Source organism: Affinundibacterium fentianense (assembly GCF_018139545.1).
GTDB classification, from domain to species: Bacteria; Pseudomonadota; Gammaproteobacteria; order Burkholderiales; family Burkholderiaceae_D; genus Undibacterium; species Undibacterium fentianense.
The window spans coordinates 16823-42291 of sequence record NZ_JAGSPJ010000004.1 but is presented as its reverse complement, the minus strand read 5'-3'; the positions used below and the strand labels follow the sequence as shown (position 1 = coordinate 42291).

The 25469-nt window shown below is 44.7% G+C and carries 15 protein-coding genes; 6 read left to right on the top strand and 9 right to left on the bottom strand.

The window, feature by feature from the left end; genetic code table 11:
- Entirely contained in the window at positions 1-1062 is a 1062-nt protein-coding gene (dinB, locus tag KDM90_RS10105) for a DNA polymerase IV (protein ID WP_212675491.1), read from the bottom strand.
- 54 nt (positions 1063-1116) lie between these two features.
- Positions 1117-1881, bottom strand: coding sequence for a DUF481 domain-containing protein (locus KDM90_RS10100; RefSeq protein WP_212675490.1), 765 nt, complete (start codon positions 1879-1881; stop codon positions 1117-1119).
- Positions 1882-2262: 381 nt separating this feature from the next.
- Here KDM90_RS10100 and KDM90_RS10095 point away from each other — a divergent pair, with 381 nt between their 5' ends.
- From KDM90_RS10095 to KDM90_RS10085, 3 genes are read left to right on the top strand one after another with little or no spacing between them, the layout of a single operon-like run.
- Positions 2263-2610 carry a hypothetical protein gene (locus KDM90_RS10095; RefSeq protein ID WP_212675489.1) on the top strand — a complete coding sequence of 116 codons (348 nt, stop codon included), beginning with the start codon at positions 2263-2265 and terminating at the stop codon, positions 2608-2610.
- A gap of 27 nt (positions 2611-2637) precedes the next feature.
- A complete protein-coding gene (locus KDM90_RS10090) occupies positions 2638-3105 on the top strand; it encodes a nuclear transport factor 2 family protein (protein ID WP_212675825.1) in 468 nt (155 codons plus the stop codon).
- An 18-nt stretch (positions 3106-3123) separates the two neighbouring features.
- Positions 3124-3768 (top strand): CAP domain-containing protein, encoded by a 645-nt coding sequence (locus KDM90_RS10085; protein WP_212675488.1) that lies wholly within the window; start codon positions 3124-3126, stop codon positions 3766-3768.
- An 18-nt stretch (positions 3769-3786) separates the two neighbouring features.
- Here KDM90_RS10085 and KDM90_RS10080 read toward each other — a convergent pair whose 3' ends face one another.
- From KDM90_RS10080 to KDM90_RS10070, 3 genes are all read right to left on the bottom strand, one after another.
- A complete protein-coding gene (locus KDM90_RS10080) occupies positions 3787-5685 on the bottom strand; it encodes a PAS domain-containing sensor histidine kinase (RefSeq protein WP_212675487.1) in 1899 nt (632 codons plus the stop codon).
- Between the two features lie 12 nt (positions 5686-5697).
- A complete protein-coding gene (locus tag KDM90_RS10075) occupies positions 5698-6990 on the bottom strand; it encodes an HD-GYP domain-containing protein (RefSeq protein ID WP_212675486.1) in 1293 nt (430 codons plus the stop codon).
- A gap of 176 nt (positions 6991-7166) precedes the next feature.
- Entirely contained in the window at positions 7167-8759 is a 1593-nt protein-coding gene (locus tag KDM90_RS10070; protein ID WP_212675485.1) for an amidohydrolase family protein, read from the bottom strand.
- A gap of 238 nt (positions 8760-8997) precedes the next feature.
- Between KDM90_RS10070 and KDM90_RS10065 the strand changes: the two genes are divergently transcribed.
- Complete coding sequence (locus KDM90_RS10065) at positions 8998-10926, top strand: M64 family metallopeptidase (RefSeq protein WP_212675484.1); 1929 nt, start codon at positions 8998-9000, stop codon at positions 10924-10926.
- Positions 10927-10988: 62 nt separating this feature from the next.
- Here the strand turns inward: KDM90_RS10065 and KDM90_RS10060 are convergent, their stop codons facing one another.
- Both KDM90_RS10060 and KDM90_RS10055 read right to left on the bottom strand, forming a co-directional pair.
- On the bottom strand, positions 10989-12965 hold the full coding sequence (locus KDM90_RS10060; protein ID WP_212675483.1) for a S9 family peptidase: 1977 nt from the start codon (positions 12963-12965) through the stop codon (positions 10989-10991).
- Positions 12966-13133: 168 nt separating this feature from the next.
- Positions 13134-16010, bottom strand: coding sequence for a TonB-dependent receptor (locus tag KDM90_RS10055; protein WP_212675482.1), 2877 nt, complete (start codon positions 16008-16010; stop codon positions 13134-13136).
- Positions 16011-16967: 957 nt separating this feature from the next.
- Between KDM90_RS10055 and KDM90_RS10050 the strand changes: the two genes are divergently transcribed.
- A complete protein-coding gene (locus KDM90_RS10050) occupies positions 16968-20117 on the top strand; it encodes a TonB-dependent receptor (RefSeq protein WP_212675481.1) in 3150 nt (1049 codons plus the stop codon).
- A 516-nt stretch (positions 20118-20633) separates the two neighbouring features.
- Here KDM90_RS10050 and KDM90_RS10045 read toward each other — a convergent pair.
- Positions 20634-22040 carry an L-cystine transporter gene (locus KDM90_RS10045; RefSeq protein ID WP_212675480.1) on the bottom strand — a complete coding sequence of 469 codons (1407 nt, stop codon included), beginning with the start codon at positions 22038-22040 and terminating at the stop codon, positions 20634-20636.
- Positions 22041-22164: 124 nt separating this feature from the next.
- Complete coding sequence (locus tag KDM90_RS10040) at positions 22165-23136, bottom strand: D-2-hydroxyacid dehydrogenase family protein (protein ID WP_212675479.1); 972 nt, start codon at positions 23134-23136, stop codon at positions 22165-22167.
- A 353-nt stretch (positions 23137-23489) separates the two neighbouring features.
- Between KDM90_RS10040 and KDM90_RS10035 the strand changes: the two genes are divergently transcribed.
- Positions 23490-25337 (top strand): phosphoenolpyruvate carboxykinase (GTP), encoded by a 1848-nt coding sequence (locus KDM90_RS10035; protein ID WP_212675478.1) that lies wholly within the window; start codon positions 23490-23492, stop codon positions 25335-25337.
- The last annotated feature ends 132 nt before the right edge of the window (positions 25338-25469 follow it).

Genomic DNA, 25469 nt, shown 5'->3' with positions numbered 1-25469 from the left:
TTATTCAAATAATTTGAGTTGTTCATCATCCGTCTTATCATGAACACTGATGCCTAAGCCAATCAGTCGGACCGGCAGCTGTTTTCTTTGGTAGCCGATTTTTAAGAGGTCTGCGAACTTTTGTTGGCTTAGCGTATTCGCTTTGCACTCCACGGTCGTCTGTTTGAAATCGTTAAAGCGTAGTTTGATGTTGAGTTTTTGAATATGCTGAGATGTCGCCGTTCGTTGTACTTGTTTTTCTAATGACGCATAGAGTACCGGAAGCTCGGCAATACAATCTTCGAAGCGACGCAAATCTTGCGTATAAGTTTCTTCAATACTGACTGACTTCCTCTCAGAACTTGCTATTACTTGACGCTCATCGATTCCTCTGCAGAGCGAATAAAGGCTGGCACCCAGTTTACCAAACTGATGTAATAGGTCAGGTAAGGACCAATTGCGTAGATCATGGCAAGTTTGAATCCCTAATTGGTGAAGTTTGTTTGCGGTAACTTTGCCAACGCCAAATAAGCGATCAACTTGAAGTTGCTGCACGAATTCGTCGACCTGTTCCGGCAGAATGACGTAGAGGCCATTTGGCTTATTCCAATCGCTGGCAATTTTTGCGAGAAATTTGTTTGGTGCCACACCCGCTGAAACGGTGATTCCAACCTGTTCGACAATTCGCTGTCGAATTTCCTCTGCAATTCGCGTAGCGCTACCTCGAAGCCGAGAACTCTGGCTGACATCAAGGTAGGCTTCGTCTAGGGATAAGGGTTCGACTAAATCGGTATAGTCTCGGTAAATCTCTAAAATTTGACGCGACGCAATTCGGTACTTCTCCATATTCGGTCGCATGACCACCAATTCCGGACAGCGTTTGATAGCTTGCGAAGTCGGCATCGCAGAGCGAACACCAAAACCTCGTGCAGTATAGTTGCAAGTGGCAATGACCCCACGTTGATCTGCTTTTCCGCCAATCGCGAGTGGTACTTCACGCAGATTCGGATTGTCGCGCATTTCGACTGAGGCATAAAAACAATCGCAATCGCAATGAATTATTTTGCGTCGTACTTGTTTCATTGTGAGCTAAAGCACTGGTTATTTAATCAGTATTTTAACTCACTTCGAGTCGATTTAGTACTTATAGCCAAAGCCAAATGTAATTAAGCTGCTCGTGCGTTTAAAGTTGTTGCTGGGTTTGCTGGTATAACTTACAGCCGCACCTGCATTGAGTGTCCACCCATTTGCAACAACAGTTGCTAAACTGATGTCAAAGGTACTGCGTGTCCCAATACCAGCACTACCCGGATAAATTGACCAACGTTGTTTTACGCTTGAGGTCGTACTGAGTTTATGGGTAGATTCTTCCCCGAGCAATATTTCGACACCTTTTTTCGATGAGGGTGAGGGAGGAATAGTTGTGCCAAAACGTGTATCGGAATAACCGAGACCAGTAAAAATATCAAAGGATGTTTCATCCGTCTTAATCAATTTAAAACCTGCACCTGCATTGACTGAATAGCGAGAATCGATGTTTTGAATTTTATTTGTTTCAATCTCACTTCCACCAAAAAAGAAACTGGTCTCAGATAAATTGTAGTCGTAGCGCCCACCCAAGCGTAGCAATTGGGCAGTATTAGTTTTGATTTTATTGACGGTGTTGCTGCCATAATTGATGACTGTGTACAGTCCCAATTTGTCTTCTTTGCTTGCTTTGCTTCCATTCGCGTTAAGATTAAAGGTCTGCGCAACTGTATTGCTCGATGCATAGCTTCCGCCAATAGCAATGCCACCATGCCACAAATTATCTTGTAGCGACTGACCAGCACTATAGGGGCTTAGACTAGTACATATCAGGCAGAAAGCGAGTTGAAAGAGGGATTGTTTTGATTGTTTCATGGGCATTGCGTGTTTCCTTCATCCTAATTTTTGCTAAATGATGTGATTAAAATATGAGGAGCATTATATCCTCGGTAGCGAATGATCTAATTGGATACAAAATGGTCGTTTGCTCGACCTCCTGCTAGCAGTCGCTCTCAACGTGTGGTTTGATGCGACGGTTGACTCAACGATGATGGATCTTTGGGCAAAGTCGCTTGAGTCAGTTTGAAATTGATGTGGAAACAACTAGAAAATAAATTGGATTAATAAGAAAACAAACGTTTTGGGAATTCTGCTTTACACTACGGTGGATGAACACGAAGCAAGATGTCGTTTTTTGCTGAATGAAGAAAATTGTATTGTTTAGAGTGGCCATCTCATTTTTGAATGGGTGATTGAATGCGTATCTTCTTGAAAATTGTCGGTGTAACGAGCCTAGTACTGATAAGTGCATGTGAAAGATTGGGTGTTCCTGATCCAGCGAAAGAGGCTGCATTGCGTGAGGCGGATGCTCGCGCGACGGGAAGTGCGTGTCGACATGCGGGAAGGGGAATTGAGGATTGCTATGTCCTTAATCCTGAAGCAGCACGTGCAGCCGTTTACGCGGGTTGGAAAGAAATGAACGATTACATGCGCGAAAACAATATCTCTGAGGTTAAACCTACCGCACACCCGCCGGAATCTGCATCGGCGGAAGCGAGTGCGTCTGAATCAGCAAGCGCAAGTGCAAGCGCGAGTGCACATTAATCGAAATAGTCGCTTTTAATAGGAGTAATCATGCATCCGAATGCGCTGTTGATTCAAAAATTTTATGAAGCGTTTCAACGTTTGGACGCGCAAGCGATGGTCGCCTGCTATGCAGAAGATATTCAGTTTTCTGACCCAGTCTTTCTTGATCTAAAGGGGCAACAAGTTGGAGATATGTGGCGCATGCTGACTTCGCGCGCACAAGATTTTAGTTTGGTGTTTGATCAAATTGAGGCCAATGAGACGGAGGGGCGGGCGCATTGGGTCGCGAGCTATTGTTTTAGTCAAACAGGGCGCCAAGTCGTGAATGATATTCATGCGAAGTTCACTTTTCGTGATGGCAAAATTGCAGTCCATCGTGATCATTTTGATTTATGGAAATGGAGTAGACAGGCGATGGGTTGGAAGGGGTATCTGATGGGCCGTTTGCCTTTAGTGCAAAATAAGATTCGACACCAAGCAGAAAAAAATTTGCGGAAATTTTCGAGTAAATAAGTTTTCACCAGTGCCAGCATGTCTGTCCAACCGAATTTATCTCTATCCTCAATAGGAGTGATCGCTCTGACGCTCTTTTTAAATTCCTGTGTCGCACATGTTGAGCCGAACGTCGGCAATTCGCGCGCCAACCTGGAACCACAATCTGCACCACAGTTCTCGAAAGAAGCGATTCAATCTTTGTATATTCAGGCAGAAATGGTTGATGCAACCTGTGGGCTAATGACACAAAGCGCATTTCAAGATGAAGTTTTAAGACTTGTGAATGCGCTACGTGCGCAAGATCAAATCTGTGGATCACAGCTAGTTCCAGCTAGTTCGCCTCTAGTGTGGAATAGCTTACTTCAATCCGCTGCGATGGGACATGCAGCGCAAATGGCTGCCACAAATCTATTTTCACATACGAGTTTTGATGGACGAGAGGTGACGCAGCGCGTTGCTGCGACGGGGTATCGCTACGAACGTTTGAGTGAAAATATTGCTGCAGGCAAGATTGATCTGGCGACCGTAATTGATAAGTGGCTCAAAAGTCCAACGCATTGCATACAAATGCTAGATCCAAGATTGACTGAGTTAGGTGTGGCTTGTGTCGCAAAGGAGAGCGCATTTTATCGTCGTTATTGGACAATGAATTTAGGACGCCCTATCCAAACCAAACAATAAATTCGAATACTCATGAGCTCAGTTTGGTGCATTCGTAGCGATGGGGAGTGTGAACCAAAATAGGCTGCCTTTTCCCGCATGACTGTCGAAGCCAATTTCACCACCCATTTTTTCGACGAAGGATTTGGCGATATTGAGCCCTAATCCTGTACCACCTTGCTGCCGCGTGTTCGATCCGTCCGCCTGTGCGAATTTGCTGAATATGCGGTGTCGGAACTCCTCTGGAATCCCGCTCCCATGGTCTTCAACTTCAATGCGCCAATGTTGCCCGAATGCTCGTATTCTTATTTGAACAGTTTCGCCGCGTGGAGAAAATTTTGCGGCATTGGACAAGAGATTGGCGAATACTTGCATGACGCGCTCTGGATCGCCGACCACGTCAGAATTGCTGACCGTTTCCAAATATTCATAGCGCACATCTAAGCGCGCCGCGTAACTTGCATTTGCCTCGATTGCCTGAAGACACAGATCCTGCAAATTAAAAACTTCCGACTTAAATTCCATTTTGCCCGACACCAATTTTTCCATATCCAGCAAATCGTTGACGAGTATGCCGAGACGCTGACTGTTGCGGTGTGCAATTTGAATTAAGTGTTGAATCTTGGGTGAAAGATTGCCAGCTGCACCATGTTCTAGTAGTCCTAGGGCGCCACGTATCGAAGTCAATGGTGTTCGCAATTCATGGCTGACTACCGAGATGAATTCAGATTTCACCTTATCCGCTTTCTTTTGTTCAGTCAGATCCAACACAAAACCAACCCATTCAAATTGGGAGCCTTCTAGCCCAGCGAGGCTGACCATTACGGGTACTTTACTTCCATCTGGGCGACTTAATTCCGCTTCAAATGGAGCCGCTTGGCCTGTTGTCTGCAACTCATTCAACGCCGCCGCGTGTGCAGCGTGATAGCTCGAGGAGGTGAGCGTCAGCCAATTGACTTGATTCCCAATGATCGCTTGTTGATCGATACCTAATAGTTTAAGGAGCACATCGTTTGCTAACGTGAGATGGCCGCTCATGTCCCCCTGAAAGATACCAATCAAGCTCGAATTAATGAGTCGGCGTAATTTGGATTCGCTCAAATGCAGTGCATCTAACATGTGAGTTTTTTCATTCACCGCGCGCTCGGCAGCGCCTAAAGCGTCGACTAATTTGTGTTCCACCTGTTTAATCGCGGTGATATCTCGCACACTAAAGACTCGCCCAATCAATCGATCGCGCAGATACTCGGGTTTGGAAACGCAAATAAAAAAGCGGCCATCTTGCAAACTCAGTTGATCTTCGCTTTCCTGTTCGGGATTGTCTTGGAGATTGGCGAGAACAGATGCAAATGCCTGTTGTTCCGATAACAAAGCGAGAATGTGTTGAAACAGTAAGCCCTCGTCACGCGCGACAATTAAGTCGTCAGATAGCCCCCACATCTTAGCGAAACGCCGATTCAGATTGATGATCCGGCCTGCACGATCGATGGAAACGATGCCTTCCGCTGTCGCTTCCAGCGAACTCTGTAGTTGGGCGGCCAAATTGACCTGTTCTTGCTGCATTCGACGACGGCTTGTTAAGTCCTCGGCTTGGATAATCCAGTATGCCCCTTCATCATCATGGTAGGCAGAGACGCGTTTTTCAATTGGGATTGCGATACCATCGACTCCCAACCATTCACTTTCCGCGATCCTTTGCCCATCGAATGGCGGATTCGAACTAAGGTCGTCCCAAAAAAATAAATCTTGCAACGCACATTCTATGTTGGTGAGATTTTGTCCAAGTAATTCAGAACGAGGCCGTCCTAGAATATCGCAGCTACGCTGATTTATTTCCAGAATAGTTAAGGTTGGCGCAGAGACGACCATCAAAGCTTCACTCACATGCTGCAAAATATGATGCAGGATGTTTGTCTTGAGAGTGAGAGTTTGATTCATTGCTCGATTTGTCTACGCCACGTTGTTGATTGGATTCTTGTTTTTGGATTTGGAGTCGAAGTAGTAATTCACACGTTTGCGTGGATTAAGGTAATCGAAAATTGCTTTCGGCAATTGTCCTGGACGGATACTGGCTGAGATTGACAGGTCGCTACCTTCCTCTGCTAAGTCGAGAATAATCGCATCTTCTTTTGGAATGTCTGCATCATAAACCAACACGCGCGGCCGGAGAGGTTTTCCAACATTGACGTTCATCACTAGTCCGATAGCTTCATTGGAGAGCCGAACGATGGTTCCGGGAGGATAAACCCCAAGGCTTTTTATCATTGTCGCCATAATTGCTGGATCAAACTGTGCACGTCGATGTGCGTACATCGTCGAAAGCGCTTCATGGGGTGTGAGTGATTGATTTGGATCGATGTGATTACATAAATTGTCGTAGACGTTTGCGATCGTTACTATACGAGTCGGCATTCTGATCGCATCCCCCTTCAATTTTTGCGGATAACCGCTACCGTCCATTAGTTCATGATGATTTGCGATGACCTCTAAAACGATTTTTGGTAGGCCTGCTTTTTGCCCAACCTCGACGCCATAGTGAGGATGTAATTCAAAAAAACTTTGTTCTGGTTTTGTGAGAGCGTCCGTTTTATTTAGAATTTTGTCGGGAATATTGACTTTGCCTAAGTCGTGAAAAATCGCGGCCATACCAACAGATTTAATTTGTGATTCGGTACACTTCATTTCATTGGCCAACATCATCGCTAACACCGATACATTGAGTGCATGAAAATAGAGCTCTTCGTTAGCACTGCTTTGTTGAATCAAATGCATGACGGTGTCATTTGAATTCAAAAAAATCTCCGCAATACTGTCGACTAATTTTCCTGCTTCTTCTATGGTTTGTGCCGGTTGTGAAAAGATCGTTTTTCCAATACTTCGTACGACGGTCGCTGCGTGAACAAATTTTTCTTCGCAGCGTGCCAATTCCTCACGCTGTTTCATGAGCTTCTCAAATCGTGCTTTTTTTGCTTCAACAATATTTTCGAAGATTTTGGCTTGTTCAGGTAGAACCTGCTGTGGGGGGGCCGGTTTGGCGTTTTGATTTGTTGGTAAAAGGTCTGACTTCGATGGAATATAACGAATGTGCTTGAGATTAAGTGCTTGTAATTCTTTTAGCTGTTGAGGATTGGTGATCTTAAAAGAATTCATGGAGAACGAATGCTCGAACCAGCTTAGATCGAGCTTGATAAACATGCCGATCTTGACTTGATCAATCGCGATTAGTTGTGAGTCATCCGACATAAGAAAATTCTATGTGTATTAAATTTAACAATATCATACTCAGGTTTGATTTGTACGTGAGTCGTGGTTCAAACAATGTTCTTCAATAATAAAGTGCGACGTGACACAATTCTTAACAATTCGATTGTGTCACTTTTCAATCATCGCGACTTTACGGGAAGTATTCGCTGATTTGTTTAATGTTGGGTTGCTTCCGTTTTCGCCTTCTTCACCATGTTTTTGACATCGATCAGCAATTGTTTTGCATCGTAAATAATACCGTCTTTGACTGTGTATTTTACTCCTCCGACCTGCTTCAATATTCCACTGCGATCGAGTCGTGTGTGGCCGGTACCATATAAAACTTTGAAATTTGCTAGTGGGTTTTCCTCAAGGATGGCGAGGTCAGCGAGCTTGCCAGCCTCAATACTACCGATGCTCTGTTGTAGTCCCAAGGCTTCCGCGCCGGATAGAGTTGCAGCCTTTATGACTTCTAAAGGATGAAAGCCAGCTTCCCGTAATAGTTCCAATTCTTCTATCGTGCCAAAGCCGTACACTTTATAGATGTATCCGGAATCAGAACCGACTGTGACTCGTCCACCACGATTCTTATAGTCGTTCACGAAACGCATCCACATTCTGTAATTGTCTTTCCATGCAACTTCTTCTTCCGTTCCCCAATCAAAAAAGAATGAGCCGTGTGAGTCAGGATTGGGCGAAAAAAATTTGCCTAGACTTGGCAATGTAAACTCGTCTTGCCAGTCCGCACGACGTGCCCGCATAAGGTCACGGCTAGCTTGGTAGATCGTGAAGGTAGGGTCAATTGTGAAATCGAGTTTGAGCAATTCGTTCATGACGGCATTCCATTTTTCACTACCTGGTTTTGCGGCCTGAGCCCATAGTTTTCCAGCTTGACTGAATCGTTGTTGTTCGTTTTGATAATTATAATCAGCAGGATAGTCTTGTACGGTTTGTCCATCGAATAAGGCTTCTGGCAGGCCGTACCAGTGTTCCATTGTAGTTAGACCCCAACGTGCTGTGTTCAGCACATTGACCCGTGCAACGTCAATTTGCGCGTGATGGCAGGCCGAACGCAGACCTAATTTCTTGGTCTCTTCCAATGCCGCTTGCAGGATATCAGGACGATAGCCAAAACATTTCAGACCATCAGCTCCTTTCGCTTTGATTGCTCGAACCCATGCTCGCGCTTGTTCAGGATCAGTGAATACTGTGGACTGACCTTGACCAAAATAGGGATACGCGAGGATGCGAGGAGCTGTGATTTTATTGTCGGCACTGCGTTTTTTCTCATTCAAGCAAAATTCTAAGCCATTCCCGCAGGAAGGATCGCGGATCGTCGTGATGCCATGTCCCATCCATAGCTTGTATACATATTCGGCTGGAGTCCCTTGTTCACTACCTCCGATATGACCATGCATGTCGATGATTCCTGGCATGACGTAATGGCCAGACAAGTCGATTTCACGTCCTCCTTGTTTAAGCTGTGGTCGATTCCCCCGAACAGAGGAGGTTGGCGTTCCGACGATTGTGACTTGGGTAATTTTATTGCCCTCGATCACAATGTCCGCTGGGCCAAATGCTGGTGCACCTGTGCCGTTGATCACGATGACTTCTCTTAAAATTAGTTGGGAATATGGACCTTGCCCTTCTTGTCGATCGGGTGCTGGTGCCACCTGAAAATTTGATTTGTGCGCATAACAACTGGCAATAAGGCAAATGTGAATAAGGCTACCGACAAGTGCGGCTCGGATTTGGCGTCTCTTTAGCATATGAGGTTACTCCAGTGCAGTGGCTGCGATCGCTTGGCAAATTAAGGTCACGAAAATAGGCAGTATTCAATATTCGATTGCTTCCATCAAGGAATATGCGTGTCTTTATTCAAATTTGTCTCATCAGAGTGCCTTATGGTGAATTATTTATATCTTAAAAATGCACGTAGTTCACCTCACTGGTTTCAGAAAATAGCGTAATATTTCCGAATTATTCGTCAATTGAAGAGTGGATCCAATGGCTTACATTATTCCTATTTTGAAATCAGGTGATAGCGCAAGACGCGTTGATATCGTGATCGTGGCTGAAGGCTACACCCAAGCTGAAAGAGAAAAATTTGTTGCTGATGCGAACACCTTTGTGACGACTTTTCTTGGTCAGGAAAATGCGCGTTTAAATGCGCCTTTTTCGACTTATCAAGGCTTCTTTAATGCGACAGCCTTATTTTATGCTTCCGAGCAGTCGGGTACTGACCAACCCAATAACGGTATCGCTGTGAATACTTATTTCAGCGCTAGTCAACATGGTAGTGATGGTCGCTTGTTGTATGGTGACGGAGCGAAAGTTGAGCAAGAGGTGGCCAGCGTCCTGGCGAGTAACGCGCACGAATTAGTGATCGTTCTGGTTAATACGCCATTGTATGGCGGGGCAGGTGGATCGATTGCGTGGGCGTCTGCAGGTAATCGTTTGGCATCGGAATTGGCGCTACATGAAATTGGACACAGTTTTGCAGGTTTGCAGGATGAATATGTGGATACCGTAACAGCGCCAAATTTTCCATTGTCGGCAACGGCATTCAAAAATAGTGCGCACGTTACGGACTCATTAAGTCGTATTCCATGGCAAGATTGGATGGGATATGTCGATGGTGAACTGGGTGTGATTGGCACTTATGAGGGGGGGTATTACCGTTCAACTGGGGTCTGGCGTGCTACACAAAATTCCAAAATGTTATTTCTCGATGTGCCCTTCAGTGCGCCAGAGAAAGAGGCATTCGCACTGAAGTACTATCAAGCCATTGGTGATTATCTTTCCGTTACGTCAAACTTTCCTGGAATGTATACCGCTGTGACGCCGAATGATAATTTATTTTCATATACTTGGAAGTTGAACAGTAGCCTTATTCAGCACACGGATCGAGCGACTATCTTCGATGCTTATGGTAATGGTGCCTACAGTGTCGGTAACGGTTTGACACTGACTACCTTGGATGACACGGGTGTGATCCGAAAAAATCTGCAGTCTACGCAGCAAGTGGAAACAATCAATATCGCGACTGCAGTCAAGCAAGTGGATACCGTTTCTTATACAGCCAGTTTGGGAGATGCGAATCAGATAATTCGTTTTTCTGAAGCGAACAATCTGATTCAGTTCGCTGAGAATCAAGCCGCGAGTAAAATCTACTTTGATGGTGGAGCTGGGACGGATACTTTGAAGTTTGGTAACCATCTGGTCAGTACGCCGCATCTATATTTGAATCGTCTCGATACTGGAACGACCATGTTGGGATTTCAAGATGCGAATAGTTGGGCGGTTCGAAATATCGAGAATCTTCAATTTCAAGATTTCTCCGTGAATCTAAACATTCATTACAATGCAAGTACCATTACGAAGGCGCAGTTAAGTGATCTTACCGATTTGTATGTTGCCTTCTTTAATCGCATTCCTGATGCGGATGGACTGAATTATTGGATCGATCAATTTAAGGCCGGTAAATCTTTGGCGAATATTGGCAATTCCTTTTATGAGGCGGCGATCGGCTACACTGCGCTGACAGGTTATAGCGCAAATATGACGCCCGAAAGCCTAGTGAATATTGTGTACAAAAATGTTTTGGGTAGAACTGACGGCGCGGATCCTGAAGGTTTGACTTATTGGTCAGGTCAATTGAGTTCAGGCGCCGCGACTCCAGGCACTTTGGTCCATTCAATTTTAGAGAGCGCACACAGTTTTAAAGGAAATGTGACATGGGGTTGGGTTGCGGATCTATTAGATAATAAGGCTGCGGTCGCTGAGAAGTTTGCAGTTGATTGGGCTTTGAATTATTTGAATTCCGAGACCTCAATTAGCCAGGGAATGGCTATTGCAAAAATGGTGACCCCGACTGATACGCAGGCTGCAATTGCCTTGATTGGGTTGTCTGAAGGGCAAATTTTATTTATCTAAGCGAGGGTTGTTGTGAAAAAAAAGCGCGCTCAGATTGAGCGCGCTTTTTTCGGTTCATATTTCTATTGACGCAAATACTTCTCTAAGAATTTTTCGACTTTTGACCAGAAGTCCAAGTTGTTGTCTAGGCGACGCCAACCATGACCTTCGTCGTTGTAAACTATCCACTCAACATCTTTATTATGCCCCTTAATGGCGTCATAAAATTTTGTTCCATGAACCAAGGGCACACGATAGTCTGCTGCACCATAAGCTAAAATGAGTGGATTCTTCAATCGTGCTGCTTGCTCTAAAGGAGAAGTTGCCTTCAATTGAGCTGCATCCTTTTCTTGATCGCCAATCAGAAATGGCATGCCATACTTTTGCCATTGTTCGGAATTGTCGCTCCACGATACATTGTATAAGAGATTGATATCGGAGACGCCTACCCAGCTGATGCCGCAACGGTAAAGATCTGGATTGCGGATCAATCCCATTAAAGTAGCATAGCCACCATAACTTGCTCCCGCGATGCAGACGCGTTTTGCATCTGCATATCCTTGATCGATTGCCCATTGACGTGCGTCATCGAGGTCATCTTGCATCTTTAGACCCCATTGTTTCCAACCTGCTTGGAACAGTTTTTTACCGTAGCCTTCACTGCCGCGGAAATCTGGTTCAATCACGGCATATCCGCGAGAAGCAAGTAATTGGGTTTGCGCATTCCACTGCCAATGTCCACCTCGCACATAAGGTCCACCGTGTACCATGACGATTAACGGTAAATTCTTTCCATCTGAGTTGCGAGGCAATGTCACATAGGTCGGGATTTCCAAGCCATCACGTGCTTTAATCTTGACAAAATTGGTATACGACATTTGCTTCTCATTGATGTCGGGACGACTCACTCCAAGTGGAGTGAGCTTACCGCTCACGGTGTGATATAGGAAAGTCAAACCTGGAACGGTGTCCGAAAATGCATTCACAAGCACAAGCTCACCCTGATTTCTCGGCGTGGAAATATTATTAATTGTGCTCGGTAGCAAAGCATCAACTTTCGCTTGAATTTTTTTCAAGCTGTCATGTAACCAAAGTGTGCCAACTGCATCCGTTTCGTAGCGTACCCCGATGATCTTATTGAGTTTTTTACTAAAAATCAGATCTCCACTGAAATCAAATCCATCTAATTCGATGAGAGGTTCGGGAATGATGCGGTTATTCTCTAGATCATATTTATAGACCGACTTGGTATCTTTTCCATTGTGCGCGGTGACGTATAGACTACCATCTGGTCCGATCGCTTCTGGGGCAAAGCCATCTTCTTTGACGCTATCAAATTCAATCAAAGTACGCCAAGTATCATTCTTAGGATCTTTGTATTGGATTGTCGTTAATTTTTCCGCGCGGGTGGTTGCAATACGTAAATCACCATTGTAGTCAGTCATGAACCCGACCGAATTGATCGGACTATTGATACCTGTCACGACGCCATCGGTCGTGTTGACGCGAAATAAAGTCAGAGCTGGATTCCTGCGATTCCCACTACCTTGTACAACATAAACATCGTTGGAATCTGGTTTGCCAACGACACTATGAAATTGATACGCCGGAGTGAGAACTCGAAATTTGGGTTTGTCTGGAGTTGAATTCCTTTCAATGATTTCACGTTCGTTTTTGCCGTCTTTGTCGATGGCAATCAAACCAGGCCCCATTCTTTGCTGACCTGCCGCCAACTGTCGATCACCCATACTGAAAACTAAGCGTGTGTTGTTGACCCAGCGTGCACTCACAATGTCGAGGTTAGAATATTTTGCAATTACTTGGAGTTTACTTGTTTCGGTATCCATAATTGCCAATGCCAAACGTTGATCTGGACCAGCCATCAGTATTGATACACTTTTGCCATCAGGTGACAACGAGGCGCCACCGAAATTATTGAGTTTAAAGAAATTCTCGATAGCTGGTGGTGCGGAAGGCGTACTTTGTGCCATCACATGGTTTGGCATCAGACATGCAAATGTGCAAGCAACCCAAACCTGTTTCCATAATTTTTGTTTCATTGAGGCTCCTAATTTAATTCGATTCGCTGAGCGAAATATCGAATCAATTCAATTTAAAGAAATTCAAGCATTTCTATTCACATAGTCGAAACACAAACGCCCCGATGACGGGGCGTTTGTGTTACCTACTGTGGACTAAATTGGGTTCAATTATGTCGTGAACGACGATTAATTGAATTTGTATTTAGCGCTCAATGTGAAGTAACGACCATAGTTGTTATGCAAACCAGTGTTGTAGCCACTTGTTACATAAGCTGGATCATATGGTGCCTTGCTGTCGAAGATATTCGAGATATTCAATGACAAGCTCAAATTTTTGAAGCCTGTGTATGTGTATCCCAATCCAACTGTAGTCCAATCTGGCACTTTGCAGCTTTCTTCGAATTCTTCAAAACGTGGGTTTGCAGTATTACGATTTGGCGCAGCATCAGTTGCTTTTTTCGTGCCGTAGTAGCAGAACTCAGCTGGATAGATCGTGCCAGCATCGCGGTTACGCATCAAGGAAACACTGCCAACGTAACTGATAGAGCCAGTCACACTGTGTGGGCCTTGTGACCAGTTTGTTGACAAGCCACCTTTGAAGCGTGGTGTATCTGGGCCACTGCTCAAGTTCCAGTCGTAAATGCCTGGGCGCTTACCAGCAACGTTGTTTTCGATGTCACCCAATACTTGTGCAATCTTGTAAGAGATTTGGTAAGAACCGCGCAAGGTTGTGGACAAGTTACCCCACGTACCCAAGTTGTTACGCAAACGCATTTCCAAGTCCAAACCTGTTACTTCAGTTGCGCCTTGGTTGATCCATGGCAATTTCACTGACAACAATGGACCCGTGCCTGGAACTGGTACACCATCTTTTGTTACCCAGTTGACTGGATTTGGATCACGTACGATGTTTTGTGGGAAGCGATCTTCGTCCTTCAAAGCTTGGTATTCGCTACCCAGCATGACTTCGCCTTCTTTGCGGATCTTATACCAATCCAACAACAAGTCGAAATTGCGAGTTGGCGAGAAGATCAAACCAAAGGAGTAGCTCTTTGCTGTTTCTGGTTTCAGATCAGGGTTCGCACCACCGGTACCAGATGCAGATTTAGAGCAGTCAGCTGCCGTTGCATTTGGTTTTGGTGTTTGTTCGTCATCTTCACAACGTTTTGGATCCCACAAACCGCTCAAGAAGAATTGTGATCCACCTGGTAAAACTTGAACCAACGCTGGAGCACGGAAGCCTTCAGCATAAGTGCTACGGAAAGACAAGCTGCTGTTGACATCCCATTTCGCGCCAACTTTTGGTACGAAGTTCGCTTTCAAGCCTGGGTATTTGTCGAAACGACCCGCGAAGTCCATCTCGAAGTTTTTCAAGAATGGTGTGCGCATCTCGATGAATGCGGAAGATACTTTACGTGTACCGTCGATTACAGAGTTACTCAAACCGAGAATGTTACCAGCTGCCAAGTCAGCGTCTGGTGTCAAAACGATTTTCTCTTCGCGGAACTCAACACCTGTTGCTAAGCCAATAGCACCACCACCTAATTTACCGAACTCGGTTGTTGCTTTCGCATCCCATTGAGCAATTTCAGCTGCGCCATTGTTTTTGACGTTTTTCATCAAAGTTGGGTCTTTGAACAACTCAGCCATTGATGTGCCAGAATTGATTTTCTTCAGAGTTGGAATGTAGAAGAAGTTATCATATTCTTGCAAGCGTTCTGAACGATTCCACAACACTGCCGTTTCCCAATCGAAACCATAATTGGAACCTTTCAAACCTGCTAAAGCACGAGCGTTTTCATTGGTCGTTGTTTGAGTACGCAATTTGTCTTCCAAGCGGACGCTGACAGATGCACGTGCAGTCGGGAATGGATTATCTGGGTGACCGATAGGCAAGATGATTTGGAATGGATCTGCGATACCAGTGGATTTAAAGTTGGTTGTTTGACCTGTTCCCAAAGTCGCGCCCGCACCTGTGTATGGACGTTCTGATTTTGTGTAAGCAACTTCAGCAAATGCGCTTACATTGTCAGTGATCTTCAAGCTACCAACGCCCATCATGCTCAAATCTTTTGCTTCACCTTGTGCTTCGCTGTATTTGTCTGCGTTGTAATTACATACCGTGCGGCCGAACAAGATACTGGTTGGCAAAATCGCTTCGCGTGCGCCCAAAGTCAGTTTTTGCGAATCAGGGCAGCTCATGTCTGTCACCAAGTTCGTCGCCATGTTTGCACGAGTCACGCCAAAGTTTTTACTGCCAGGAGCCGTTTCTTTGTAAATCCATGCGTACTTAGAAACAGTACTGGAGTAAGGTGATGCGTAACGACCATTCATCGTTAAATATTTGTCGTATTCGATGTCAGTGACATCTGCACGAGCAACGCGTTCACGCTTGGAATAGTCGACAGAAAAGAATGCATTGTAGCCATCAGCTTCAAAATCACCGATACCGACAGTTGCATTTGCACGTTTACGACCAAAATTGCCGTCATCATTTGCACTTAGATTCACGCCGCCTTCAGCGCCACGGAAATTACGTTTTGTGATGAAGTTAATAACGCCACCGATCGCATCGGAACCGTAGACCGCAGAAGCACCATCCTTGAAAATTTCAACGCGTTCGATCGCGCTCAAAGGGATACTGTTTAAGTCATATAAAGTGGAGTTGCCGTTGTTTGGATCTGCATAAGCAGATGGCGTCATACGACGACCGTTCAGCAAAATCAATGTGGATGTGGAGCCCAAACCGCGTAAAGACGCTGTCGACACACCTGCCGCGAATGTACCACCAGTCAAATCCTGATTGATATCAGAGCCCATCGATGGCACTTGCTTCATCAATTCAGCAATATTTGCCGCACCGCTTTCAGCGATCTCTTTAGCACTAATCGTGTGAATTGGTGATGTACCTTCTTTTTCAGTACGTTTGATATTGGAACCAGTCACCGTGATTTTTTGCACGGCCGGTTCGGACGTAGTTTGCTGAGCAAATACCACTTGCGATGAAGCAAGGGTCAAAGCGACAGCAATAACGCTGCGCTTTAATGTGAATTGATTAGCCAAAATTAACTCCTCGTTGTGTTTTATTGAGTGTTTGCATGTTTATGGCATGCATTTTATTTTTTTTGCAACTTTTCATTTTTTAAATGAAAAGCTACTTTTTTGCATCGGCAAGGTGACTTGATTTATGAAAATAAAAAATCGAAATAACCGCTTTTCGCAAAGGCAGATTAGTCATAGTTTAAAAGCAAATTAAGATCCTAATTACCATCGATTATTATCTCAAGTAATTGAAAAATTTGATTAAATAATGTGGTTGTTAGGCGACAGCTAACAAAAAAAACTATCTAATTTTATGATAATATATTTTCAAAAACACCACTTTTTATTTTGACATCGAGCACATTGAATGTTTTAGTTGTAACCGAGGTTGTTTATATTGAAACTTTTAGCCGGCGATTTAATGCGAGGCATGCGTTCTATTTTTGCAACAATGCAGCTACACGCTTAACGATGCCGTGAGGCGCTTTCTGTTGTTTTTTTACATCAATGGCAGTAATAAAAAGTTACTTTATTTTGCTATTTTTTTAAATAAAAAAAATGTAATTAAAATTGTGTAGAGCTCTATTTTTGCTGAATGGCAAAATTTTATATGGCATTTCGTCGAATTACTGCAAAAAATAAGGTGGGATAACGATTTATTTCTTGTTATTAACACCTTTCCGTTTTGTATTTTATCGCCTTGGTGTGATCCAGAACTTTGCCTTACTCGAATCAAATTGACAGTGTGGATAGAAAAATGTTTTCATCTCGAAGCGATTTTTTTGCACGGTGATGGTTTTTTAATTCATTAAAAGCATCAAAAATTCGTAATAAAAGTCTCATTGCTGATTCAAGTGACATTAGGGTCTGCAGAAAGAGAATTAGCGTATGTTCGGAGAAGTGTCGATTTCGTCCGCGGACTCGTTAAAAACTTCGATAAAACATGGTATCTAGTTAATAAATTTAAAAGGTAATTACATGTCGAAAAGAAATATGATCTTCAGGAAAAATCTGGTTGCGCATGCACTGGTGCTTGCCTTCGGCGGTAGTGCATTAACAATTGGCGTTGCGCCAATGGCATTTGCACAATCAAACGCGACGAGTACGATTTATGGTCAAGTTGCATCCCCAGCTGGTGCGACTGTTCAAATTAACAACACAGACACAGGTCTGAAACGTACAATCAACCTCGATGCAGCTGGTCGTTACTCTGTAACAGCATTGCCAGCAGGTCACTACCGCGTCGAACTGGTACGCGACGGTAAAGTTGTGAGCACGCAAGAATTTGACGCGGTTATCGGTCAAGGTATGGAAGCATCGTTCGCTGCTGCTGCAGCGCAACAAGTGACAGTTTCAGCTGTTCGCACACGTATCGACATCTCCAACACCAACAATGGCGCAATCTTCACAGCAAAAGAATTGGCGAAATTGCCGGTTGCTACGAATTTGAATTCCATTATTTTGTTGGCTCCGAACACAACCCGCGCTGATGCGGCATATGGTGGTGTCAGTTTTGGTGGTAGTGGTGTTTCTGAGAATGCGTTTTATGTTAACGGTTTTCCAGTCACTAATCCATTAACACAATTGGGCTCTTCCGAATTGCCATTTGGTGCGATTGGCCAAGCGTCAATTATCACAGGTGGTTTCGGTGCTGAATTTGGTCGTTCAATTGGTGGTGTTTTGAACGTAACGACAAAGAGCGGCACGAACAAATGGGAAACTGGCGTTACAGCGAGCTTTACTCCACAAAATACACGTTCCAAAACAGACGATATCTATTATCCAGTAACGGGTGATGCAAACAATAAGGCAACTGACGGCACAATTCATTTCCGTCGTAATAATAATACGGACAAGCAGTCCTACTATGGCGCGTATTTGGGTGGCCCAATCATTGAAGATAAACTCTTCATGTTTTTGGCAGTTGATCAAACGAAAACAGATACTGGCCGTAACTCAAGTGCACAAAGTACAACTTTAACGCGTGATGGTTGGACAACAAACAACACAGAAAACACACGTTACTTGGCAAAATTTGATTTTAATATCAATGATGATCACCGTTTAGAGTGGACTTCTATTGGTGATAATAACACTCAAACAGTGAAAACTTTTGGCTTGAATGATCCAACGCCAAGTAACGCAATGAGTGCGGCGGACTATATGAGTTCTACGCCAGGCGGAACGAAGTACACTGAGTTCCGTGCGAAAAATGCTGGTGCAAGTGGTTCTGTATCCAACGCATTGAAATACACAGGTAACTTTACTGACAATTTGACCTTCACTACTTTGTACGGCGTCGGTTCAGCTCCACGTGCAACAACGTATGAAGACTATGATGTTAATAGTAACTTACGCTCTGTCGGTGCAACAACACCACGTCAACGCGTACCAGCGTTGGATGCACAAGGCTTATATAAAAACTATCAAAAATTCTCTGGTAATATCGCGAAACCAGGTGATGATGAGATCAAATCCTTCCGCGCTGACTTGGAATGGAAAGCTGGACAACACACAATCCGTGGTGGTATTGATCACAATGTAATCACGTCTGAGAATGCGGGTGTTTTCCGTGCAGGTGGAGGTTCTTGGACTTATCGTAACGTTCCAACCGGCAGTGAATTCTCTCCTGTGTTGTTGTCCGGTGGTCGTGCTGGCATCGTTGGTAATTTTGGCGGCTACGGTACACAAGGTTACTATGTTCGTTTAGCTAACTTCACGTCTGTTACTGACGCATCTGCAACGCAATCTGCACAATACATCGAAGATCGTTATCAAGTCACGAAGAATTTGTTGATCGTTGCTGGTATCCGTAATGAGCAATACACAAATAAAGACGGTGAAGGTCGTAAGTTCATCGACATGAAGAACCAAATTGCGCCACGCTTGTCTGCTTCATGGGACGTAAATGGCGATTCTTCTTTGAAAGTATTCGGTAGTACAGGTCGTTACTACTTGCAATTGCCTACACAAGTTGCAGCACGTGCAGCGAGTCGTTCTACTTTGACTAGCCAAGACTTTACGTACACAGGTATCGACAATCTTGGTCAGCCAACTGGTTTGGTTGCGATCAATACTCCGTACTCGGTTGACGGTGAATATGGTAATCAAAAAAATATCAATGCTGTTGTTATGAAAGATTTGAAACCAAACTTCCAAGATGAGGTGACTTTAGGTTTCGAAAAAGCATACAGCCCAACATTGAATTTCGGTGCAAAAGTAACATACCGTAAATTGGGTGCTGGTATTGATGATAACTGCGATACACGCCGCGCATTTGATTTTGCTAAGAAAAATGGCATTCCAGTTGTGTCAAAAGACTTCATGTCTTGCTACATCTTTAACCCAGGCAGCGATGCAACAGTGTTCATCGATGGACATGATCAATTTGGTCAAATCATTCCAGGTGCTGGTAAGTGGGCTACATTCAGCGCCGCTGAGTTGGGCTTCCCAAAAGCTTCCCGTTCATACAAAGCGTTGGACTTGTTTGTTGAGCATCCAATGCGTAACGGCTGGTATGGTAAAGTCAACTACACATGGTCACGTAGCTACGGTAACATGGAAGGTCAAACACGTTCTGACACTGGTCAAACAGACGTAGCAGTTACTGCAGCGTGGGACTTCCCAGAATTCACACCGTATTCCACAGGCTTGTTGCCGAATGATCGTACTCATCAATTCAAGGCGTTTGGATTCTATGAAGTCACACCAGAATTCAACGTTGGTGCGAACTTGTTGGTGCAATCGGGTCGTCCAAAAGTTTGTTTGGGAACGAATATCGATGCGGAAAATGGAGACTTAGATCCACTCGGTAAGATCTACGGTGGTCCTGGTTATGGTGCTGAATACTTCTGGTGTGGTGGTAAGCCTGCACCACGTGGTAGCTTGGGACGTTTGCCATTTGAAAAACGTTTGGACTTGAGTTTTGCGTACAAACCAGTCGTATTGAAAGGTATTTCTTTCAAAGTTGACGTCTTCAACGCATTGAATTCACAAACGATCTTGGCTCGCCAAGAAGCGTATGATGATGGTAGTGGCGAAGGCATCTTGTCTAACTATGGCGAAGGTCGTACTTTCCAAACACCAAGAACGATGAAATTCTCTGTTGAATATCACCACAAATTCTAATCAGAGTATTGACGGTTTTTGAGTAAAACAAAAAAGCCACGGGAGACCGTGGCTTTTTTCATTATGTAACCTGAATCGAACAAAATTGCACTGAAATAGGCAAGCGTTTCCAAGAAAATTGGCAGCGAGAAAGTTGAAGTTGCGAAGGTGGATAAATGCCCTATGCCCAGAGGATAAGTGCAGAAGGAAGCAATTTTGTTTGTAGTAGACTTAGATAAGCACGAAAAAGATAACCTAAAACTCGAATTGAACTGAGACCAGAAATGGGGCGCGCGTCAGTCTCGAGAGGCTGCTTAACACATATTGAATCTGTGGATATCAGCCGCGCCGATTGCCATCCTATGAATTCCTAAACTGCTGGTATGAAAGTTATTGGAGTCTGTTATTGAGTAAGCTCTTACAAGACCCTGTCGCCCATGTTGCTCTAGGCGACGTGACTTAATAGTTTAGGATGCTTCAACACCATTTCATTGAGGAGGAGAGGGTGTTGAATATCCCTGTACAGCAAGCAAATAACTATGTGTCCGAATCTTCAGTGCCAATTGCTTCGGGGATTTGGTTGAAAACAGTTAAGTCGGTTTCTCCAAGTATTTTACTTGTTACCGTACCAGCCGTAATTGAGCCACTCACATTAAGAGCTGTACGGCCCATGTCAATTAGCGGTTCAATTGAAATAAGTAAGCCAGCTAAAGCAACTGGAAGATCTAACGATGAAAGTACGATAAGTGCCGCGAAAGTTGCGCCACCGCCGACTCCCGCGATCCCAATCGAGCCGATGGCGATGATGCCGACCAATGACGCAACGAAAGAAACAGACATCGGATCAATTCCCACTGATGGTGCGATCATAAACGCGAGCATCGCGGGATAGATGCCAGCACAGCCATTTTGCCCCATCGTTGCCCCAAATGATGCAGCAAAATTAGCTATCCCCTCTGGCGTACCCAAGCGTTGCTGTTGCACTTGGACGCTCAAAGGGATAGCGCCGGCGCTAGTTCTAGAGGTGAACGCAAAAACGAGAACCGGAAAGATTTTCTGCAAATATCGCAAAGGATTGAGACCACAAGCAGCAACTATCGAAAGATGTACGATAAACATTAGGAAGATTGCACTGTAGGATGCTAGAACGAAATTAATTAAGTTTAAGATGTCATCGCGATTGGACTTGCCAACAACTTGAGTAATCAATGCAAATACGCCATAGGGTGTGAGACGCAGAATGAGTGTCACCAAACGCATCACGATGGCTTGAGCAACCTCGACAAAGTGATTGAATGATTGAAAGATCTCAGCCTTTTTTTCAGCAATACTGGTTGCGGAAACACCAATCAGAATCGCAAAAATAACGACGGCGATCGTCGAAGTTTTGCGTGTCCCAGTCAAATCTAAAAATGGATTTTCTGGGATGAAACTCAATATCATTGCGGGAAAATTGATCGCTTTAGCACTGGCGAGTGTTCCCTCCAAATATTGTCCCCTCGCAAATTCGGCGGAAGTAAAATTGAGTCCTAAAGTCGTTAGGCCAAACAATTTCGCCATAAAAAAACCGATGATAGCTGCAACCATTGTCGTGATCATGAGCGTACCGATCGTCAATGAGCTAATTTTGCCGAGAGAACTAACATCTTTTAGCTTTAGGATTGCGCTGATGATGGAAACCAAAATAAGCGGCATCACGACCATTTGAAGTAATTTGACATAACCTGTGCCAACTATATCCAGGTAGGCATTTGTCGCTTGAATAATGGGAGAACCATTTCCATAAAAAGTTTGGAACACCGCTCCGAGGAGTATGCCCAAACTTAATCCGATTAATACACGTTTTGAAAACGAAAGATGCTTCGCTTGTAACCAGTAAAGTAGGCCACAGATTGCGGTCGCAACACTCAAATTAATGACGATTGGGAGAATAGGAAGGCTCATTATTGATTTTTTTCTGATTGTGAAAATAAAAGGTAAGCAATCATTCTAGCCGATAAGCTTAGCTAGATGCTACGTCGTTTTCCTTCTAACGATAGCGAAAAAAACGACTACGCTTGGTTTGACGTTAACACTCTTTTTCATTGGGGTGGTTTTGCTGGAAATCCAGTAGACTTTGAAAGGCAGCGCCGAAGTAGCGTTCATAGCTGTCCTTTTCTACAAAACCAATATGTGGTGTTGCGAGCACATTTTCTCTTCCAATTAAGGGGTGCGGGACAATTAATGGTTCACTTTCAAATACATCTATTGCTGCAAATCCTGGCCTCCCTTGGTCCAAGGCTAACTCAAGTGCTCCTGGCGCCACGAGTTCGGCGCGACTCGTATTGACAAAGAGAGAATTTATTTGCATTGATAGTAAGTCGCTTAACGTAATGCATGCGCGTGTTTGATCAGTTAAACGCAAATGCACAGAAACAATGTCGGATTCATTAAACAATTGTTGTTTTGTTTCATACACAGAATTTCCGTCGTCCAAGGCACGTGCGCGACTAGAGGGACTGCCCCAAATGAATACTTGCATGCCAAATGCCTTCGCATACGTTGCCAGTAATTGACCCACTTTGCCATATCCCCATATACCTAGCCTGCGACCTCGCAGAACGCGTCCAAGTTGGTTGTACTGCGGATGAAGTGATGCTGTCTGCCAAATACCCTCTTTTAGAAATTGGTGATATTGTGGAATTTTACGTGATGAGGCCATGATTAGAGCCCACGTAAGTTCTGCTGGCGCTGTTGGATCACCCGTTCCTTCAAGAACTGCAATGCCTTGTTCATGCGCAGCATCCAAGTCGATATTTCCAGCCAGTCTCCCAGTTTGCGCAATCACCTTTAAGTTAGGGAGCTTGCATAGTAAATTGCGGTTCAATCTTGTTCTTTCGCGAATTAATACCAGTGCGTCAAATGAGGCAAGTCGAATTGCTAATTGTCCAAGACCGACAGCGCGATTATTAAAGACCTTTACATCGTGTTCTTTTAATAATTTAAAGCAATCTAAGTTGCGAACAACATCTTGATAATCATCTAAGATTGCGATCTTCATCCTATTCCTTTTGTTATAAAGGTAAGTATATTTTCAAAAACAATGCATTTGTGGCATTAAATATGACGCAAAATTCTCCATTGCCGACGAGCTCAGTGTAGAATACCGTGCACGTAGCTTTTTGAAACTTCCGTACCGTGCATCCTCGACCGGGCGAAAGCTTGGATCTCAGACCCACATAATCATCTCGTCTGTCTTCCGATTCCGACAAAAAATGGCGCTAACGTATTCATTTTTCGGGCCTGAATTTTAAAACCAGAATAATACCAGTTCTTGGGACCCGAAGCGTTTTTAGCCATTCTTGCCGTGCCGCTACACCGATTTTTTATTGAAATGGCATTGGAGTATGTATTATGAATCAACCTAGCATGCAAGGTGTGGCTGCACTCAATGTTCCTGCGCACGTGAAGCATCAAAAGCTCATTAACTGGGTCGCAGAAATGGTCGCTTTGACCAAGCCGGATAATGTGGTCTGGTGCGATGGCACACAAGAAGAGTACGACCGTCTGTGCGCGCAAATGGTGGCGGCTGGCACCATGAAGAAATTGAACGAAGCGAAGCGCCCGAATAGCTATCTCGCTTGTTCCGATCCTTCCGACGTGGCACGTGTTGAAGATCGCACTTATATCTGTTCCGAAAAACAAGAAGATGCCGGTCCAACCAATAACTGGATGGCACCAGCAGAAATGCGTGCGACTTTGCATCCTTTGTTTGATGGCTGCATGAAAGGCCGTACCATGTACGTGGTGCCTTTCTCCATGGGACCATTGGGTTCTCCTATCGCTCACATTGGCGTGGAATTATCCGATTCTCCTTACGTGGCAGTGAACATGCGCATCATGACGCGCATGGGCAAAGCGGTGTTTGATGTCCTGGGTACAGATGGTGATTTCGTACCTTGCGTCCACACCGTTGGGGCACCTTTGGCAGCCGGTCAACAAGATGTAGCTTGGCCATGCAATAACACGAAGTATATTGTTCATTATCCAGAAACACGCGAAATCTGGTCTTTCGGTTCTGGGTACGGTGGTAACGCTTTGTTGGGCAAAAAGTGCTTCGCTTTGCGTATCGCTTCCACCATGGGTCGTGACCAAGGTTGGTTGGCAGAACACATGTTGATTTTGGGTGTGGAATCGCCTGAAGGTAAAAAACATTATGTGGCAGCTGCTTTCCCATCAGCATGCGGCAAGACCAACTTTGCGATGTTGATTCCCGCAATCAAAGGCTGGAAAGTCACGACGATTGGTGATGACATCGCTTGGATTAAGCCGGGCAAAGATGGCCGCTTGTATGCGATCAACCCAGAAGCGGGTTATTTCGGCGTCGCCCCTGGCACAAATACAGCAACCAACTCCAACTGCATGTCCTCATTGACTGCGAATACGATTTTCACTAACGTTGCATTGACTGACGACGGTGACGTATGGTGGGAAGGTATGAGCAAAGAAGCGCCAGCCCATGTGATCGATTGGCAAGGTAAAGATTGGACACCCGAAATCGCGAAAGAAACGGGCCGCAAAGCAGCGCATCCAAACGCACGTTTCACCGTAGCGGCAACGCAAAATCCAGTGCTTGATCCAGCATGGGATGATCCAGCAGGTGTACCCATTTCTGCGTTCATTTTTGGTGGCCGTCGTTCGACCACCGTGCCTTTGGTGACGGAAGCGCGGAATTGGGTTGAAGGCGTCTATATGGCAGCAACCATGGGTTCTGAAACGACAGCAGCAGCCGTGGGTCAACAAGGTGTGGTGCGTCGTGACCCATTCGCGATGTTGCCGTTCATGGGGTACAACATGAGCGACTATTTCCAACACTGGTTGAATATGGGCGAAAAAATCACCGCTCTCGGTGGCAAACAACCCAATATCTATTGCGTCAACTGGTTCCGTACCGATGCTAACGGTAAATTTGTTTGGCCTGGTTTTGGTGACAATATGCGCGTGTTGAAATGGATGTTAGAACGGATTGACGGTGCGACCACGGGCCAAGAAAATGTATTTGGAATCAGCCCGAAATTTGAAGACATCACATGGGAAGGATTGAATTTTACGGCAGAGCAGTTCGAAACTATCACCTCAATCGATAAAGATGCATGGAGAGCTGAGTTGGAATTGCATACCGAATTGTTTGATAAATTGAAGTATCGATTGCCGACTGCGCTACATGCTACTAGGGATGTTCTCGCACAACGACTTGCTTAGAGTTTGATCCTATATTCTGTCAAACTAGATTTAACTCGAAACTGAACTAGACGCCAACTGCATGCTCATGCAGTTGGCGTTTATGTTTTTGGAGTGACGATATCTTGAGGCGGATCTCCAGTATAGTGCTTC